Annotated in this window: 12 protein-coding genes; 6 read left to right on the plus strand and 6 right to left on the minus strand. The window is 46.2% G+C overall.

Features of this window, described 5'->3' with window-relative positions; genetic code table 11:
* From dnaJ to hrcA, 5 genes are all read right to left on the minus strand, one after another.
* The gene (gene dnaJ / locus ICN45_RS04955) at positions 1 to 1,140 is read right to left on the minus strand and encodes a molecular chaperone DnaJ (RefSeq protein WP_216173914.1); all 1,140 of its coding nucleotides are present in this window, start codon (positions 1,138 to 1,140) and stop codon (positions 1 to 3) included.
* Between the two features lie 113 nt (positions 1,141 to 1,253).
* Complete coding sequence (gene dnaK / locus ICN45_RS04960; protein ID WP_216173917.1) at positions 1,254 to 3,188, minus strand: molecular chaperone DnaK; 1,935 nt, start codon at positions 3,186 to 3,188, stop codon at positions 1,254 to 1,256.
* Between the two features lie 160 nt (positions 3,189 to 3,348).
* Positions 3,349 to 3,897 carry a nucleotide exchange factor GrpE gene (gene grpE / locus ICN45_RS04965; protein WP_216173920.1) on the minus strand — a complete coding sequence of 183 codons (549 nt, stop codon included), beginning with the start codon at positions 3,895 to 3,897 and terminating at the stop codon, positions 3,349 to 3,351.
* A gap of 66 nt (positions 3,898 to 3,963) precedes the next feature.
* Entirely contained in the window at positions 3,964 to 5,058 is a 1,095-nt protein-coding gene (gene hemH, locus ICN45_RS04970; RefSeq protein ID WP_216173922.1) for a ferrochelatase, read from the minus strand.
* 50 nt (positions 5,059 to 5,108) lie between these two features.
* On the minus strand, positions 5,109 to 6,119 hold the full coding sequence (gene hrcA, locus ICN45_RS04975) for a heat-inducible transcriptional repressor HrcA (RefSeq protein WP_216173925.1): 1,011 nt from the start codon (positions 6,117 to 6,119) through the stop codon (positions 5,109 to 5,111).
* Positions 6,120 to 6,156: 37 nt separating this feature from the next.
* On the opposite strand from hrcA, the gene ICN45_RS04980 reads away from it, so the two are divergent.
* Positions 6,157 to 7,062 (plus strand): NAD kinase, encoded by a 906-nt coding sequence (locus ICN45_RS04980; protein ID WP_216173928.1) that lies wholly within the window; start codon positions 6,157 to 6,159, stop codon positions 7,060 to 7,062.
* A gap of 26 nt (positions 7,063 to 7,088) precedes the next feature.
* A complete protein-coding gene (gene recN, locus ICN45_RS04985) occupies positions 7,089 to 8,759 on the plus strand; it encodes a DNA repair protein RecN (protein ID WP_216173931.1) in 1,671 nt (556 codons plus the stop codon).
* Between the two features lie 3 nt (positions 8,760 to 8,762).
* On the opposite strand, the gene glnE is transcribed toward recN, so the two are convergent.
* Positions 8,763 to 11,582: a bifunctional [glutamate--ammonia ligase]-adenylyl-L-tyrosine phosphorylase/[glutamate--ammonia-ligase] adenylyltransferase gene (gene glnE, locus ICN45_RS04990; RefSeq protein ID WP_216173934.1), complete on the minus strand. Its 2,820-nt coding sequence runs from the start codon at positions 11,580 to 11,582 to the stop codon at positions 8,763 to 8,765.
* Between the two features lie 78 nt (positions 11,583 to 11,660).
* On the opposite strand from glnE, the gene ICN45_RS04995 reads away from it, so the two are divergent.
* The 4 genes from ICN45_RS04995 to ICN45_RS05010 are packed head-to-tail and all read left to right on the plus strand — an operon-like array spanning position 11,661 to position 19,342.
* Positions 11,661 to 15,839, plus strand: a complete 4,179-nt coding sequence (locus ICN45_RS04995; RefSeq protein WP_216173937.1) for a YhdP family protein — start codon at positions 11,661 to 11,663, stop codon at positions 15,837 to 15,839.
* Between the two features lie 14 nt (positions 15,840 to 15,853).
* Positions 15,854 to 16,687: a carbon-nitrogen hydrolase family protein gene (locus ICN45_RS05000; protein ID WP_216173939.1), complete on the plus strand. Its 834-nt coding sequence runs from the start codon at positions 15,854 to 15,856 to the stop codon at positions 16,685 to 16,687.
* Between the two features lie 20 nt (positions 16,688 to 16,707).
* Positions 16,708 to 18,198, plus strand: coding sequence for a metalloprotease TldD (gene tldD / locus ICN45_RS05005; protein ID WP_255531096.1), 1,491 nt, complete (start codon positions 16,708 to 16,710; stop codon positions 18,196 to 18,198).
* 19 nt (positions 18,199 to 18,217) lie between these two features.
* Positions 18,218 to 19,342 carry a 3-deoxy-7-phosphoheptulonate synthase gene (locus ICN45_RS05010; protein ID WP_216173941.1) on the plus strand — a complete coding sequence of 375 codons (1,125 nt, stop codon included), beginning with the start codon at positions 18,218 to 18,220 and terminating at the stop codon, positions 19,340 to 19,342.
* The last annotated feature ends 7 nt before the right edge of the window (positions 19,343 to 19,349 follow it).

Here is a 19,349-nt window from a genome sequence, read left to right on the forward strand (position 1 = left end):
TTAACTAAAGAAGCTCTTTACGCCATCAAACCAGCCTTTTTGCTGGGGGCTGTGTTTGTCACCCGCAGTTTTTAGGCTTTCATCAAAATTTTGTAGCATTTTCTTTTGCTCGTCAGTCAACTTCACTGGTGTCTCGACCACAACATGTACAAAGAGATCGCCAACTAAAGTGGAGCGCAATCCCTTGATGCCCTTGTTGCGCAAACGGAAAGTTTTACCCGTTTGGGTACCCTCTGGTATCGGAAACTCCACGCGCCCAGATAAGGTGGGCACTTCAATTTCTCCGCCGATAGTTGCCGCTGCAAATGAGATTGGCATTTGAACATGCAAATCACTGCCATCACGCTCAAACACTTTATGCGGCTGAACACGCACTTCTACGTAGAGATCTCCAGATGGTCCGCCATTAACCCCAGGCTCACCATTACCGACTGATCGCACGCGCATACCATCATCAATACCTGCTGGTATTTTGATTTCCAGCGTTTTTTGTTCTTTATGCTTTCCACTACCGTGACAAGTTTTGCAGGGCTTAGGAATGTACTCACCAGTACCGCGGCACTTCGGGCAAGTCTGTTGCATTGAGAAAAAACCTTGCTGCACCCGCACCTGACCATGACCATCGCAGGTCGAACATTTTTCAGCTTTACTACCAGGTTCAGCGCCTGTACCCTGACAGGGCTTGCAATTGCTCCAACTAGGTACTCGAATCTGGGTTGTATACCCTTCAGCCGCTTGCTCAAGAGAGATGGCCATGTTGTAGCGTAGATCTGCGCCCTTGTAGACTTGAGGACCAGCATGACGAGCACCCCCTTGGCCAAAAATATCACCAAAAATATCGCCAAAGGCATCAGCAAATCCGCCACCACCATTAAAACCACCACCGCCAAATCCGCCGCCCATCGATGGATCAACACCGGCATGGCCATATTGATCATATGCAGCGCGTTTATTGGGGTCAGTTAGAGTTTCATAAGCCTCTTTTACTTCTTTAAATTGCGCTTCGGTTGTTTTGCTATCAGGGTTCCGATCTGGGTGATATTTCATTGCCAATTTACGATAGGCTTTTTTTAGCTCTTCATCACTGGCACCCTTAGCGACACCGAGTACTTCGTAATAGTCACGTTTACTTTTAGGCACGGCCTGTTCCTCTCAACAACCTGAATGACACAAGTCGGCACGAGGCCGACTTGTTATTTAAGTACTTCAAAAATACCTTAATGAATACGTCTTTTCTATATTGAATGACTCGATTACTTCTTGTCATCCACCTCTTTAAAATCAGCATCAACCACATCAGCATCAGGGGCAGCTTGTTGTGCGCCACCAGGAGCTGCTCCAGGAGCAGCGCCACCAGCTTTAGCCTGTTCAGCAGCCATGACTTTTTCGCCTAGCTTCTGGCTTGCTTTGCCCAACGCTTCAGTCTTAGACTCAATCGCTTCTTTATCACTACCTTTGATGGCTTCGTCCAATTCTTTCAAAGCTACTTCGATGGCTTCTTTTTCAGAAACCTCTAAGCTGGCACCGTGCTCTTCCAAGGCTTTCTTGGTTGAGTGAGCCAAAGCATCAGCAGTGTTACGTGCAGTTACTAACTCGAGGGCCTTCTTATCTTCGGCAGCATTGGCTTCAGCATCTTTAACCATGCGTTGAATTTCTTCTTCGGTTAAGCCAGAGTTTGCTTTGATGGTGATTTTGTTTTCTTTACCAGTAGTTTTATCTTTTGCAGTGACATGCAAAATTCCGTTGGCATCGATATCAAAAGTCACTTCGATTTGTGGCAAACCGCGTTGCGCAGGGGCAATACCCTCGAGATTAAATTCGCCAAGTAACTTGTTTGCAACCGCCATCTCACGCTCACCTTGGAAGCACTTAATGGTTACCGCAGGCTGGTTATCTTCAGCTGTGGAGTAAACCTGAGAATGCTTAGTTGGAATAGTCGTGTTCTTAGGAATCATTTTGGTCATGACGCCACCCAAGGTTTCGATACCCAATGACAATGGGGTAACGTCCAAGAGCAATACGTCTTTACGATCGCCAGACAATACGGAACCTTGAATCGCAGCACCAACAGCAACTGCTTCGTCAGGATTTACGTCTTTACGTGGCTCTTTACCAAAAATCTCTTTTACTTTGTCCTGAACTGCCGGCATCCGCGTTTGACCGCCGACCAAAATCACATCGTCGATATCAGCCACATTCACACCAGCATCTTTAATCGCTGTTAAGCAAGGACCAGCGGTACGGTTGATCAACTCCTCTACCAAAGATTCCAACTTGGCGCGGGTTAATTTCAAGTTCAAATGCTTAGGACCGCTGGCATCAGCTGTCACGTAAGGCAAATTGATTTCTGTCTGCTGTGCAGATGACAACTCGATTTTGGCTTTTTCTGCAGCATCTTTCAAACGCTGTAATGCCAATACGTCTTTACTCAAATCTACGCCTTGTTCCTTCTTGAACTCAGCAATGATCCAATCAATGATACGTTGGTCAAAGTCTTCGCCACCCAAGAAAGTGTCACCGTTAGTGGAGAGCACTTCAAATTGCTTCTCGCCATCTACGTTGGCAATCTCAATGATAGATACGTCGAATGTACCGCCACCCAAGTCATATACGGCGATCTTGCGATCAACCTTATCTTGTTTATCCAAGCCGAACGCTAAAGCAGCTGCAGTAGGTTCGTTGATGATGCGCTTCACATCTAAACCAGCGATACGGCCAGCATCTTTAGTGGCTTGACGCTGACTGTCGTTGAAGTAAGCAGGAACGGTAATTACCGCCTCTGTTACTTCTTCACCGAGATAGTCTTCGGCAGTCTTTTTCATTTTGCGTAAGATTTCTGCTGATACTTGCTGTGGTGCCATTTTCTGATCACGCGCTTCAACCCAAGCATCACCATTCTCTGCTTGAACAATTTTGTAAGGCATGAGACCGATGTCCTTTTGTACTTCGGCATCAGTAAATTTACGACCCATCAAGCGCTTCACTGCGTAGATGGTGTTTCTAGGATTGGTTACTGACTGACGTTTTGCTGGCGCGCCAACCAATACCTCGCCATCTTCAACGTAAGCGATGATGGATGGGGTTGTGCGAGCGCCTTCTGCGTTCTCGACAACTTTAGGTGCATTGTTTTCAACGACTGATACACATGAATTAGTGGTTCCTAAGTCGATTCCGATAATCTTTCCCATAATTGCTCCAAAAAATTTAAGTTACTAAGTTGTTTTGATGAATTACCACTGTGTTTATTCCAATACGAAATAAATGGGGTCTAAAAAGAAGAATTCAAGGGCTGGAATAGCAAAAAAGGCAGAAATCTGCCTTTTTATGCAATTTTTGAGGTTTTAGCCCTTATTTAGGCGCGCTAACCGTCACTAAAGCAGGTCTAAGCACCCTGTCAGCAACCGTATAACCCCGCTGCAACACAGAAACTATCGTATTAGGCTCTTGCTCAGATGGTACTGAGGCGATGGCCTGGTGATGGTGCGGATCAAATTTATCCCCAATCGCAGGATTAATTTCGGTCATGCGGCCTTTTTCAAATGCGGATAAAAGCTGCTTTAAGGTAATTTCGAGGCCTTCCTTAAAGGCCTTAGCATCGCCAGCATCAGTGCTTAAAGCGGCATAAAGACTGTCAGTTACTGGCACCAAGTGTTCTGCAAAACTTTCAATGGCAAACTTATGGGCCTTGGCAATATCTTCAACGGCGCGGCGGCGAATATTTTCACCTTCGGCCTTGGCGCGCAAGAAGTTATCCTGCAACTCCCCAATCTGTTGATTGAGCTCTTCTATCTCTTGTTCAGACGTCTTTACAAGAGCAGGCTCAACAGCTGCCTCCGCTTGTGGATCGGCAGCAGAATTTTCTTGCTCTGGGGATGGGTGTTGATTTTCTTGTGTCATGGCGGCTATTTTACTTTTCTATCAGAATGGCTACTACTGTGCAATATGGGGTCGATCAGATTAATTTCAAGCCTTCGTTCTTTCTGCAAGCTCGGCTCTTTCATTGCGCTTAGCCAGAACTTCAGCAGACTCGACTCCCAAAGGCCAGCCCAGCAGATGCTCATAGGCTATACCCCTGAGCGCTTCGATCCATTTTGGATTACTATTTAAGCAAGGAATATAACGATAATCCTTGCCGCCGTGCTCCAAAAATATTTCTCGTGCCTCCATAGCGATCTCTTCCAATGTTTCTAAGCAATCCGCTGGAAATCCTGGGCAAAAAATATCGATTCGCTGACATGCCTCTTTCGCCAACTTTTCAATCGTTGGGGCGGTATAGGGCTTTAACCATTCGGCTTTACCAAAGCGCGACTGGAAAGTGACAAGATATTGACCCGGCTCCAAGCCCAGGGATTCACCCAGTAAGCGCCCGGTTTTCAGACACTCACAGTGATAAGGGTCGCCTTTCATTAAGTTGCGCTTAGGCAAACCATGAAAGGACATCACAAATCGATCGCCGCTCGCAAAATCTGGGTATCCATCTTTGTCCCAGCTGGATAAAACTTGATCACGCAGCGCGGCTATATATGCAGGATTGTCGTGATAGTGCTTAATTAAACGTAACTCAGGTTGATCACGCCAAGTACCCAAAACTCGAAAGACTTCATCAAAACTAGATGCAGTTGTGGTGGCGGAGTATTGGGGGTACAGCGGTAGGAGCAATAAACGTTCCATACCCTGTTCTTTTAGGTCTTCCAAGGCTTTCTGGGTAGAAGGTTGACCATAGCGCATAGCCAAATCTACCAGGACAGTATGACCTTCATTCGTAAATCGCTCACCTAGCTCTTTCGCTTGTAAGCGCGAGTAATGCATTAAAGGCGAGCCTAACTGGGGCATCCAAATCGAGGCATATTTTTTAGCCGAAGCACTACTGCGAATCGGCAAAATAATGCCGTTCAAAATGCACCACCAAATGATGCGGGGAATTTCTACAACACGAGGGTCCGAAAGAAATTCCTTTAGATAAGCTCTGACTGCTTTTGGTGTTGGTGCAGATGGTGTGCCCAAATTTAATAACAGCACCGCTGTCTTGGAAGCTTGTAAGTGTGGGTTCTGTTTCAAAATAGCTTGTCTCTAGTAATTAAATGTTTTATCAATACGCTCAATCGTTCTTAAGAGCTTAGGGCACCCGAGAGTAGTTTTGAGGTAATGTCCACAATCGGAATCACCCGGTCATAAGCCATTCTAGTGGGGCCGATGACTCCCAAAGTACCCACGATCTGGCCATCAACACTATACGGGGCGCTAATGACGGCTAAATCCTCGTAGGGCAATAAATCACTCTCGCCCCCAATAAATATTTGAATACCATCTGCGTGACTAGACACATCTAGCAACTGCATTAAGACCGATTTTTGTTCCAACATATCAAACATTTTGCGAAGCTTATCTAGGTTAGCACTCAAGTCACCAACATTCAGTAAGCGACGCTCCCCTGATAACACCATATCACCGCCGCCCATATCGTAATCAGCAACCCCGCTTTGCAAAGCTAAGGCCATTAATCCAGAGATATCTGCTCGTAAATGATCTAAATCTGATTTGAGGTGCATGCGCACTTGCTCAAAACTTTTTCCAGCAAATTGCGCATTAATAAAGTTACCCGCTTCGATGAGCTGGCTTGGGGTGTAATCTTGAGTCGTGGGCAGAATCCGATTTTGCACGTCACCTTCAGGTGTCACCATAATTAATAAGATCTTGCCTTCACCCAGGCGCAAAAACTCAATGTGCTTAAAAACCTGGGTGCGCTTTGGGGTCATCACTACCCCAGCAAAATGGGTCAAGTTTGACAACATCTGAGCAGCTGAACTCAGCACTCTTTGAGGCGAGTCTGGCAAGAGGCCTTTTTCTACTTCGCGAGCAGCTATCTCCTCAAGGGGGCGAACCGTGACCATGGTGTCTACAAATAAACGATAGCCCCTAGGGGTAGGTATACGGCCTGCGGAGGTATGGGGGCTAGTGACTAGGCCCAGATCTTCCAAATCAGCCATGACATTCCGAATAGTAGCGGCTGAGAGATCTAAACCCGAGAATCTGGATAGGGTGCGTGAGCCAATGGGCTGCCCTTCCTCGATATAGCGCTCGATGAGGGTTTTTAGTAAAGCGCGGGAACGTTCATCCATGGTGGAAGGGATTTTATGCCTATGGTTTAATCGTTATATGTTAAGCCCATCCCCAAATTCCACCAAGAAGGCATTTAGCCGAGTTGCGCTTGTCGGTAAATTTCAGGCGGACGGCATTGATCAATACCTAAAAGACCTAGCCAAACTGGTCGCTAGCCTAGGCTGTGAGGTCTTTATTGAGGCTGATACCGCCGCCCACCTGGGTTTGAGTGATTACCCCACGAAAACTGCACAAGACTTTGCTGGAGCTATTGATCTCGTTGTGGTCTTGGGTGGCGACGGCACCATGCTAGGTATTGCGCGTCAATTGGCGGGCAGCAACGTTCCCCTCGTTGGAATCAATATGGGTCGTCTTGGTTATATGACCGATATTCCGATTCAGTCTGTACAAATCACTCTACCCAAAATTATTGCCGGTGAATATGAAGCCGACACCAGAACATTGCTTGATGCTGTCGTTCTGCGGGATGGCAAAGAAATTAATCGCGCTTTAGCGCTAAATGATGTAGTCGTAAATCGTTCTGGCATTTCTGGGATGGTAGAGCTTGCGGTTCATGTCAATGGCTCCTTTATGTACAACCAACGCTCTGATGGTTTGATTGTGTCTACCCCTACTGGCTCTACTGCGTATGCCCTCTCTGCAGGCGGCCCGATTTTGCATCCACACGTCGCAGGCATATTGCTTGTCCCCATTGCGCCGCACTCGCTCTCCAATCGACCCATTGTCTTGCCGCAAGATAGCGTTACAGTGATTGAGGTAGTCAATGGACTTGAAGTGATCGTCAATTTTGATATGCAATCGCAAACCAATCTGCAAAGTGGCGACACAATTGAAGTACGTCAATCTGATAAAACAATTGCTCTTCTTCACCCTAGCAACCACAGCGACTACAAGACTTTGCGCGAGAAGTTGCATTGGAATGAGTACCCCTCGACATTCTGATGTTGAGTTCTACGCTACGCTAATACATGCTTCAAAACATCTCTCTTCGTGACTTTGTCATTGTTGATCAGCTTGAGCTAGACTTTGCCTCCGGCTTTACCGTCCTCACAGGCGAAACTGGCGCCGGCAAATCCATTCTTCTGGATGCCCTTGGCCTGGTATTGGGTGAACGTGCTGATAGTAGTCAAATTCGAGAGGGAAGTACGCGCGCAGAAATCTCCGCGCTCTTTCGGGTTGATAACGAGCAAATCAATCATTTCAGCGCATGGCTCGATAGTCAGGGCTTCCCTCTAGAGGATGAGGGGCAGAGCCTCTTGCTGAAAAGAACAATAGAAAGCAATGGCCGAAGCCGCGCTTTCATCAATGGCAGCGTTGCTACCTTGGCACAACTGCGCGAAGCTGGCGATCAACTGGTCGATATTCATGGTCAACACGCCCATCAACTCCTGTTAAAAGGCGGCGCTCAAAGAGAGTTACTGGATCGGCATGCAGGCTTACTATCACTTGCAACAGAAGTTTCTCAGGCATTCAAAACACTGAATGATTCTCGACGTCGCTTAGAGCAAGCAGAAAATGCTGGGCAGGATATCGAGCGAGAACGTGAACGCCTCCAATGGCAACTCGAAGAGCTCACTGAGCTGTCTCCTCAAGAGGGGGAATGGTCAAGCATCCAGGGCGAGCACTCACGATTAGCGAATGGAGCAAAGATTATTGATGGCTGCCAAGAAGCAATTGATATCCTCAGTGATGCGGATAACTCGATCGAATCGAGTCTCTCTAAAGTCTGCAGCACTATTGGGGCTTTAGCGGAGCATGACTCAGCCCTGGGGGAAATCAATACCGCCTTAGAAAGCGCCCAAATTCAACTAGATGAGGCTATTCATAGCCTGAATCGCTATCTACAGAAAGTTGATCTCGACCCTGCACGTCTTGGACAGATTGAAGAGCGTATGCAAGCCCTTCACACCTCAGCCAGAAAATACCGCACCGAGGTTAATGAACTGCCCAAGCTTCTTTTAGAAACGGCCGATCGCTTGGATGCGCTCACTGCCTCTCAAAATATGGAAGCCTTGCGTGAAAAAGTAAAGCAAGAAGAGGCTGCCTACCTGAAGCTCGCCAAACAACTCTCGCAAAAACGGGGAGTCGCTGCAGCCGATCTTGGCAAACTGGTGACGGATGCAATGCAGAATCTATCGATGGCAGGCGGACAGCTACAAATTGCTTTAACCCCGCTTAGCGAGGGTGGTTCATTTGGTCTAGAGCAAATTGAATTTTTAGTTGCTGGTCATGCCGGCAGTACACCACGCTCCTTAGCCAAGGTCGCTTCGGGAGGTGAACTGGCACGCATTAGCTTAGCTATTAGCGTGATCACTAGTAAAGCCTCATTCACGCCCACTTTGATATTCGATGAGGTAGATGCAGGAATCGGTGGCGCAGTGGCTGAAACCGTTGGTAAGTTATTACATCAATTAGGGCAATCCCATCAAATTCTCTGCGTAACCCATCTTCCGCAAGTCGCTGCTCAGGGCAATCACCACCTCAAGGTTAGCAAGATCCAAAGTGACGACAAAACCATTTCTCAGGTACAGGCATTAGGAAGACCGGAGCGCGTTGAAGAGGTAGCACGAATGCTTGGTGGTGCCACGATTACTGATACCACCCGTAGACATGCTCGCGAGCTACTCGAGCAAAACTAAACTTCATTCAGTATCAGAAGGTGCTTGGAAGATTTCAAACCAGAGCGCTAGGACAGCCTCTCGCGCCATCATCAGCTCAGGCTCACCCTTGAGATTGATGCGGGTTTTTTCAGCGCCATCTAATCGCAATCGATGCTGACGCGACCTGAACAAGCGATAGGCATTGCCAACAGATAAAGCTACGCCCTCATCAATTAAACCCAGCTCTCCGGCAATTCGAAGTAAAGCAATATTGCCAAGGTTACCAATGAATTTTTGGTGCTGACATGAATAGGCTAGAACTAAAAATTGCACCATGAATTCAATATCCACCATGCCGCCTGAGTCATGTTTTAAATCAAAATCACCGCTTGGATTGGGATGTCCCGCATGCACCTTGCGACGCATCTCCAAAATTTCAGTACGAAGCTGATCGATATTGCGCTTTTGACTCAATACCTCAAAACGAACGGTATCAAACTCCACACCAACCATCGTATTGCCTGCCGAGAAACGCGCCCTAGTGAGGGCCTGATGCTCCCATACCCATGCGGCGTTATCCCCTTCACGCATCTGATATTTTTTAAATGCTTCCACATTGGTAACCAAAAATCCTGCTGAGCCATTCGGGCGAAGACGCGTATCAATCTCGAATAAGCTACCCGTAGATGTAAACGCAGTCAGCCAATTAATCATGCGTTTAGCAAAGAGTGCGAAGGTTTCTTGGGCTGCGTAATCAGATTCTGCTGATTGATATAAAAATACTAAATCCAAATCAGAGGCGTATCCCAATTCTTTACCCCCCAATTTGCCATAAGAAATAATGGCAAATGGAGGTATTGATTCAGCGTCTAAACCCAATTTCTGCGCAACCCCAGGCCATACCCGCTCAAACGTCACTTGCAATATCAGATCTGCCAAAGTGGAAAGATGATCGCTCACTTTCTCCACCGCGAGGGGCTCATCAACACCAATACCCAAGTCCGCTAATAAGGTAATAAAGGTTTCGGTGTGATGGGTAACCCGCAGAATATCCATCGCTTGCTCTGAGCCATCACCATCCGCCATGACATCATCGAGGCGCATGTTCAAGTTTTCTCTCACCTCACACCAATATTCCTCAGGATGCTCAATTAAATTCTTTTCAGTACGCGAATTGAGTAAATGATCCAACAAGTGGGGATGCCGAGTAAGGTATAGGGCACCCCACTGGGAGGCGCTGAGCAAGGCCAGCACATTCATGAGAGCCCTAGGATATTCAGCCAAGATGGATAAGTAGGCGCTTCGTCTTGCAATCGCCTCAAGCAAATCAAAAAACCGCAATAAGGTCAGATCGGCATGCGCGGGCTCATCTTTGCTGGCCTGCAAATTTTCTGCAGCCTTTCGCATCAAGTTGCCAAAAATCAGACGACTCTTTTCGGGTAATTGTTTTTGTTTTGAACTGTCTAACCAAGCCTGCCAACGTAATAGGGCTTGAGGAAAAAATTGGGGATCTGGCTCCCAGTCTGTAGCCAAGGGAGCTAAATCCAAGCGAGTACTGTCATCTAATAAAAACGCTTTTTCAAACAACCGGGCAACATGATTTTGATGGAGGTCGAGATCGGCCATAAATGCGGCACCATTTTGACTTTGATCTTGCTTCCCCATTGCGATAGCCAAACGTTCACGGATAGATTCATCATCGGGCAGGTAATGGGTTTGTTGATCATCCCAAACTTGAATACGATGTTCCAAACGCCTCAGGAAAACATAAGCTGCCTTTAGAGCATCTACCTCTTCTGCGGGAAGAATGTCTTGCTGCTGAATTAAGGTCAGAACATCTAAAGTAGGCCGGGCTCTGAAGCGTGGATCAGTACCCCCACGCATCAGCTGAAACATTTGCGCCAAGAATTCAATTTCCCGAATGCCGCCACGTCCTAACTTAATGTCACGTGAACGCCCCTCATGTCCAGAGGACTTCTTCTCTGCTTCGCGTTGGATCTGCGCATGCAAGTCGCGGATAGAGGCAATCACCCCATAATCTAAATGCCTGCGATATACAAAAGGGCGAATGAGTTGCTCTAATTCTTTTGCGCAATCAGCATGCTCTGCTGAACCGGGCAATGGGGCAATTAAGCGCCCTTTAATCCAAGCATAGCGTTCCCATTCTCTGCCCTGAACCACGAGGTACTCTTCGAGCATATCCATACTACAAACTAATGGGCCGGAATCTCCATTAGGGCGTAAGCGCATATCCACCCGAAATACAAATCCATTCTCATCATGCTCAGCTAGCACATTGATTAAACGCTTACCCATACGAGTAAACCATTCCTGGTTTGAGAGGCTTTTCGGGCCGCCAACCGTCTCGCCTTCACACTCATATAAAAATATCAAATCAATATCGGAAGACAGATTGAGCTCTAGGCCGCCCAACTTTCCCATGCCTACAACCATGAGAGGCATCTCCGTATCTCTGGCCTCACTCCACGGCAAACCAAATCGTTCTTTTAAATCTTTACGTATATAGGCAATCGATGCAGATACTGCCAGTTCGGCAAAATGACTCAGACTATGCGTCACTTCCTCCAGGTCAGCCAAGCCATTGAGATCCCGAAAACCAATCCAGAGCATCAAGCGCTGTCTGGCTAAACGCAGATTCGCCATAAATTGCGCTTCTTCTTGAGTCGACTCCTGGTGACCAACACTACAACTCACTAGCAACTCACGAATCCCCAGCAAATCTACTTTTTTACCCCCCTGGGATCGCAACCAATCAGCCCACTCTGGACGAGCATTGAGCCAGCGCCGCGCATAGGTGGAGTGTTGCTCTAAAAATGCAATTTGTCGTGAAAATTCATCCATTCCCTCATCTTAATCGGTACTCAGAGCCGAATGGGGGAAGCTTGGCGGTCGGCTGAAGGCTGACGGATAATAGAGCTCATGCTGCAAAACCTCATTCCGCCTCGCATAAAGACCCTGCTGACAAAACGTCCTCAAGGTTCCAGCGGACTTTGGCTTAAACGCGCCTTGATTTTGAGCAGCTTCATATTTGTGCTTTTGCTAATTGTCCATCTCGGCGTTCGGTATGTCATTTGGCCTCAAGTTGAGAAATCCAAGGCCTCTGTAGAAAAACTGATCGGCGCTCGAATTGGGGCAGATGTTTCTATGGAGAAGTTAGAGGTAGCGTGGGTAGGCATTCGGCCAAGCTTTGAAATTGACGGTTTACGTTTTAACGGACCAGATAAAACAAAACCGCTATTACAAATTCAGAAAATTAGTGGTGAATTAAGTTGGGTCTCTTTCTATCATCTAGCACCCTACTTTCATGAACTTCATATTCAAGGCGCAGAAATTTATGCTCAGCGTAATAATCAAGGGGTCATTTCTATCGCAGGTATTCCTATACATGGAAACTCGAATAATCACTCCGCAGAGGACTGGCTTTTTTCTCAAAACGACATTGATGTTCAAGATGTCAAGTTAGCTTGGGATGATCAACTAAAGCAGAAGGCAATCGCGTCACTAGAGATTCAGAATCTTTCGCTGAGTAATGGCATTCGTAGGCACATCGCCCTATTGAAGGCCAGCACGCCTTGGTCCACAGGCCCAATTCAACTAGAGGCCGACTTTGTTCATCACCTTGGAGGGCAGCCAGGTAATTGGCGCGATTGGATAGGAACGATTTCCTGGGATGTAAATGATCTCAACTTAAATCAAATTACCAAAGATTTCACAGTGTCATTAAATGCCTTAGAAGGGAAACTCAGCTCTAAGGGGAAATTAAAAATTGATAACGGCAGACCCGATGGCGGTGAAGCCTATATTGCCAGTGACAATCTCATCATTCAGTTAGCAAAAAATGAGGATGCGATTGCCTTAGGTAGGCTAGAGACAAATATCATTCAAGAAACTGAGAATGGTTTGAACTCCATTACCACTAAAACATTTGCGTGGCGAGAGATGAATGCTCCAAAAAATGCGGCTTTAGAAATCTTAAGCCCCATGACTTTCCGCTGGAAACCCCCAGGAGCAGATGGAGAGATTAAAGAATTTGGTTTTTCATCACCCAAGATTTTAGTAGAGGATGTTGTGCTATTTGCAGTCAACTTACCGCTCTCTAAAAAAATACAGCAATGGATTAAAGCCTCTCATGCAGATGGCGAACTGCAGAATCTCGATATCAGCTGGTCAGAAAGCAAATCACCACTATCCGCATTGAATATTCCTGGCGGCTGGTTTAAGTCTAATAAAGTCGATTTTGCAGTTAGCGCTAAGTTGATTAATCTGAGCTTTGTAGGCATCAATAAATCGATGCCCTCTGTCTCAAACTTATCTGGATTTATTTCAGGCAATCAAAGCGAAGGTAAGCTCTCGATTAACTCCACGAATGTTGAGTTCGAGATCAATGACTTATTGGTAGACCCAAAAATTAAGCTTGATCGAGCGAACGGGCAGATTAGCTGGGGTAAGCAAAAAGGGAACTGGGTTATTAACGCCAAGCAACTTGAGTTAAGCAACTCAGAAATTAACACCAGCCTCAATCTCAATTACATTTTAGGCGGGGCAAAAAAACCGGACTACATGGTTCTGGATATGGATTTTGCTAAGGCCAATTTAGCAACTGCATACCGTTACCTACCAGTGGGTATGGATAAGGACACTACAAGCTATCTCAGTAAAGCGTTTGCGGCTGGAACCGTGCAAAAAGGGAAGCTACATGCCAAAGGCGACCCGAATGGAATACCCTTTTCCAATGGAACCGACGGTGAATTCACCCTCAGTCTTCCAATCGAAGGTGCCACATTTAGCCCCACCCCCTTACTTTCAAGCAATCAAGGAGTTTGGTCAGCACTCACTAATGTGAATGGTTTACTTGCAATGCAGAACTCCAGTTTTGTAGTAGATGTGTCAAAAGCGAATTACAAACAAGTTTCATTAAATCAATTTCATGCAGAAATTCCAAATGTCAGCGCAAAGCAACTTGTTTTAACAGTAAATGGAAATGTACAAGGTGATGCGCCGCAAATACTCGAATATATCTTTGCTTCCCCGTTTGCGAAAAAACAAGAAAAGTTAGAAAAGAATTTGCGAATTACGGGGCCCATTAATTTCAGCCTCGGCCTAAAGCTCCCCCTTTCGGGAACAAACGATCCTAACTTAGACATTAAATTAGATCTTGCTGGCAATAGAGCGCAATGGTCAGATTTGCCCCCTCTTGAGAACCTCAGGGGTAAAGTTCGAATTACCGAAATCCATCCTGAATTTGAAGATGTCAGCGCCAACTTCCTAGGTGGTGCCCTCAAAATTACCAGCATACCGTCTTCGGCTGGAAACCAGAGTTTTAGTATTGCAGGCGATGTCTCTGCCAATTTTCTAAAAGACTATTATGCGAAGACGCTAAAGACTGAATCAATCTCGATACTTCAGGCAATGAGTGGTACTGCAAAATATCAGGGCACTCTCAACTTTAATAAGTTGGGTAGCGAAACCAATCTCACATTTGATTTGCGTAACTTGGCAAGCATGGCACCTGCACCAGCTAAAAAACAAATGGGCACCCCATTAAATGGGCAAATCACCTTTAAGACTTTGTCAAATAGCAAGCCTGGGGGGAATCGTCTCTCATGGAGCGGCAAACTAGGTGATGTATGTGAGGTCCAAGGCAACCTTGGTAATGATGATGAGCTACGCTACGCCCTCGGTATAGGTGCGCCAGCAATCATTCCACAACAAGGTTTTAGTCTTAATCTATTAAGCGCTGAGTTCAACCTAGATGAGTGGCAAGATTTTATTGAAGCTCAGAACAAGAAAGCGATTGCATCTAAGGTAGATAACACCAGCGCTGACAATATCCAAATTACTGCACAAGTAAAAAAACTGACTCTATTGGATCGGGTTTGGCAAGACATGAATATTTCTGCCAGCAATAAAAATACTAGCTGGCAAATGCGTCTGAATTCACCGCTGATTGCAGGCCAGATTGAATTCCAAGAGGCGACTCCAATTCATACCAGTGGAATTGTCAGTGGTCATCTAAACCGCCTAAAGGTATCCGATGAACTTTCTATCCCAGCAACTGTAGCTAAACCCTCAACCACCGATGCCAAGAAATTAGGAGCACAACCCGTTGCTAATAAAAGCAAGTTCGCTCCTAGTGCTATTCCAAGCCTGAACTTGGAGATTGATGACTTGAGTTGGACAAAGGCACGGCTTGGAAAAGTCCAAATAAAAACTATTACAAGCAACAACACATTAAAAATTGAATCAATTCAATCAAATAATCCTCAAGGCAACTCTGTCATTTCAGGGCAATGGAATGGCGGCACTAAAAATGAGGCTGAACATAGCAATATTCAGGTTGATCTCAATGTAAAAGATGCCGGGCAAATTATTGCCCATTGGACTACGCAAAAAACTGTCGAGGGCGGTCAAGGAAAAATAACCGTTAATGCAGAGTGGGATGGCTCCCCCTTCAGCCCCAAGTATGAAACCCTATCGGGTAAGGTCAATTTAAATCTTGAAAAAGGGAGGTTGCTTGAAGTCGATACGAGTGGCGCAAAGCTCCTCGATGTTCTTAGCCTACAAAGTTTATTGAAATTCGCGACGCTCGATATTCAAGGTGGTCTTGGGAATATTGTTGCCAAAGGTACCCCATTTAGCGATATTAATGGTAGTTTTGATATCTATAGCGGAGTTGCGCAAACTAGGCAATTTTCTATGAACCTTGATCAGGCCAGAGTGGCGATGAGTGGGCAAATTAACATTCCAAAGCAAACCCAGGATCTGCGTGTCACTATTTTTCCAACCATTGATGCAACAGCAGGTTCATTAGCTGCATTTGCCATTAACCCAATCGTCGGCTTGGGCGCCTTAGTTGGTCAGTACTTAATTACCAATCAAATCAACCGTAATCTGCAATCAGATTACTTAGTACAGGGCTCCTGGGAGAACCCTGAAATTATCCCGCTTGATCAAAAAGGTCAGCCCATCGATACAAAAACATTTAATTCGATACGTAGTAAAGAATTGCTCAAAGAGCAGAGTAGACCTGGGTCAAGTAATTCTCCGAATTCCTCACCAAATACAGCGCCTTTATATAATTCAACCGACCCACGTTAAATTTAATCCATCCTATGATTTCATCAGCAAGTAATACCGAATTGAAAGTCGCCTCCATTCAAATGGTTTCGACTCCAGTGCTAAAAGAAAATATGGAAACTGCAAGCAGGCTGATTAAGGCTGCAGCCGAGGATGGAGCAAATCTAGTAGTACTCCCAGAATATTTTTGCTTGATGGGCCTCAAAGATAGTGACAAAGTTCATGCAAGAGAAGTCTTTAGCAGTGGCCCCATTCAGGAACAGTTAGCCGCCATAGCGCAAGAGAATCGAATGTATTTAGTAGCCGGCACTATTCCGCTGGAGGCCAAGGATCCAAATAAAGTTCTCAATACACTGCTTGCTTACGATCCGGATGGCCAAAGAATTGGCCGCTATGACAAGATTCATTTGTTTGGCTTTCAAACGAGTACAGAGCGCTATCAAGAATTTGAAACGATTGAGGCTGGTAATGAGCCGGGGATTCTGCAGATTTCAGTCGATGGGCAAGATTGGACTTTTGGCCTAAGCATTTGTTATGACCTGCGCTTTCCAGAACTCTATCGCGCCTTAGGACAAGTGGATTGTCATATTATTCCAGCAGCCTTTACCTATACGACTGGCAAAGATCATTGGGAAATTCTACTACGAGCACGCGCAATCGAAAACCAGTGCTATGTCTTAGCATCAGCTCAAGGCGGTAAACACCAAAATCAACGTCGTACTTGGGGGCATAGCATGCTGATTGATCCCTGGGGCAGTATTCTGGCCGATCTTCCCGAAGGAGAGGGCTTCATTTCTGGAGTTCTCAGCAAAGAAAAATTAAACGAGGTACGCTCTAAGTTACCCGCTCTTACCCATCGCAAGCTTTAACGAAAGATCTGCCGAATCACATGAATGCACCTGAAGCGCTCTTCCCAGCAAATTGGACAAAAGCCAAAAAACAGGCTGACCTACTCAAGTTAGCCAAAACGATTTTGCTTGAGCCTGCTGGCCTTTCAGAGCAAGATCTTCATCATACTTTTGGCAATCTGTTTACCCATCACTTAGATGATGCCGACCTCTACTTCCAACACACCCGGAGTGAAAGCTGGAGTCTTGAAGAAGGCATTGTGAAATCCGGGAGCTTTAGCATTGATCAAGGTGTTGGTGTACGTGCGATTTACGGTGATAAAACGGCTTTTGCTTACTCCGATGAAATTAATCTAGAAGCACTCAGTAAGGCTGCAAAAGCCACGCGGGTGATTGGTCCTCAGGGCGGCAAACAAGCGGTTGCCACTAAGTTATTTAACCCAATATCTAATCAGTTGTACTCTGATATCAATCCACTCGACTCATTGCAACCCACAGAAAAAATTGCCTTACTAGAAAGTATTGAGCGTCGTGCAAAAGCACGTGATCCGCGCATTATTCAAGTGATGGCAAGTCTGGCTGGTGAGTTTGATGTGGTCTTAGTGGTGCGAGCCGATGGATTGCTTGCAGCGGACGTTCGTCCTTTGGTACGAGTTTCGGTTCATGTCATTGCAGAACAAAATGGGCGCCGTGAATCCGGCTCATCAGGCGGTGGCGCGCGTCATGACTATCTCTATTTTGATGCCGACATTATTAATCGCTATGTAGATGAAGCCGTTGATGGTGCGCTTGTCAATTTAGAATCGCGCCCTGCACCTGCAGGCCCTATGACCGTAGTGATGGGTCCAGGCTGGCCAGGCGTTCTCCTGCACGAAGCAGTAGGTCATGGTCTAGAGGGCGACTTTAATCGTAAAGGATCCTCTGCATTTGCTGGACGCATTGGACAACGGGTTGCCGCTAAAGGCGTTACCGTAGTGGATGATGGCACCCTATCTGGTCGCCGAGGATCTTTGAATATTGATGATGAAGGTACGCCTACGCAATGCACTACTTTAATTGAGGATGGTATTTTGAAGGGCTACATTCAGGACAGTTTGAACGCCCGACTCATGAAAATGCCTCTAACTGGCAATGGGCGTCGCGAAAGTTTTGCCTCGCTACCAATGCCACGTATGACCAATACCTATATGTTGGCCGGTAAGGATGATCCCCAAGAGATTGTGGCGAGTATTAAGCGAGGCCTGTATGCGGTTAACTTTGGCGGCGGCCAAGTTGACATCACTAGTGGTAAATTTGTTTTTTCTGCCTCTGAAGCGTATTGGGTGGAAAACGGCAAAATCCTTTATCCAGTTAAAGGTGCGACCATTATTGGCAGTGGTCCAGAATCCTTAAAACAGGTCTCGATGATCGGTAACGACCTTAAATTAGATGGTGGCGTAGGGGTTTGCGGCAAGGAAGGACAAAGCGTTCCAGTCGGGGTTGGGCAGCCCACTTTAAGGATTGACAGCTTAACTGTGGGTGGAACTGCCTGATACGGCTTAAAATAGTCGTATGAGCCAACAAAATACTAACCCCGCTAATTGGTACTCCGCTGTTGATAAAACTTCGGACACTGACGATCAACGCATCAACAATATCTCTGTTCTGCCACCGCCAGAGCATTTAATTCGCTTTTTCCCGATTTCTGGAACACCCACCGAAGCGCTAATTAGCAAAACGCGTAAAAAGATTCGTGACATCATTCATGGAAAGGATGATCGCTTACTCGTCATCATTGGGCCATGCTCAATTCATGATCCAAGAGCGGCATTGGAATATTGTCAGCGCCTATTAGCAGAGCGCGAGCGCTTTGCTGGTGAGCTGGAAATTGTCATGCGAGTGTATTTTGAAAAACCACGCACTACTGTTGGCTGGAAGGGTTTGATTAACGACCCTTATCTAGATGAAAGCTATCGCATTGAAGAAGGGCTGCGTCTGGCTCGCCAAGTGCTGATGGAAATCAATCGCCTTGGCATGCCAGCCGGTAGCGAATTCTTAGATGTGATTTCACCACAATATATTGCCGATCTCATCTCTTGGGGTGCAATTGGTGCACGCACAACTGAAAGCCAAGTTCACCGCGAACTTGCTTCGGGCTTATCTGCACCCATCGGTTTCAAAAACGGTACTGATGGCAATATTAAAATTGCTACTGATGCAATTCAAGCAGCTGCCCGTCCACATCACTTTTTATCGATTCATAAAAATGGCCAGGTATCCGTTGTGGAAACCAAAGGTAATAAGGATTGTCACGTTATTTTGCGCGGTGGCAAAGAGCCTAACTATGAAGCTCAGCATGTTCAAGCAGCCTGTGCAGAGCTAGAAGCAGCAAAGCTTCCAGCCGGATTGATGGTTGATTTGTCTCATGCGAATTCAAGTAAAAAGCATGAGCGCCAAATCATCGTTGCTGATGATATCGCTAAACAAATTGAGACTGGATCACGTCAGATCTTTGGAGTAATGATAGAGAGCCATCTTAACGATGGTGCTCAAAAATTTACGCCAGGAAAAGATGACCCTAGTAAGCTGGAATACGGCAAAAGTATTACCGATGCCTGTATTAGCTGGAATGATTCTGTTGGCGTTTTAGAGCGCTTAGCAACTGCAGTAAAAAAACGCAGGAGCAAGAAAAAGTAATACTGTA

The organism is Polynucleobacter alcilacus (assembly GCF_018881545.1).
Classification (GTDB): Bacteria; Pseudomonadota; Gammaproteobacteria; order Burkholderiales; family Burkholderiaceae; genus Polynucleobacter; species Polynucleobacter alcilacus.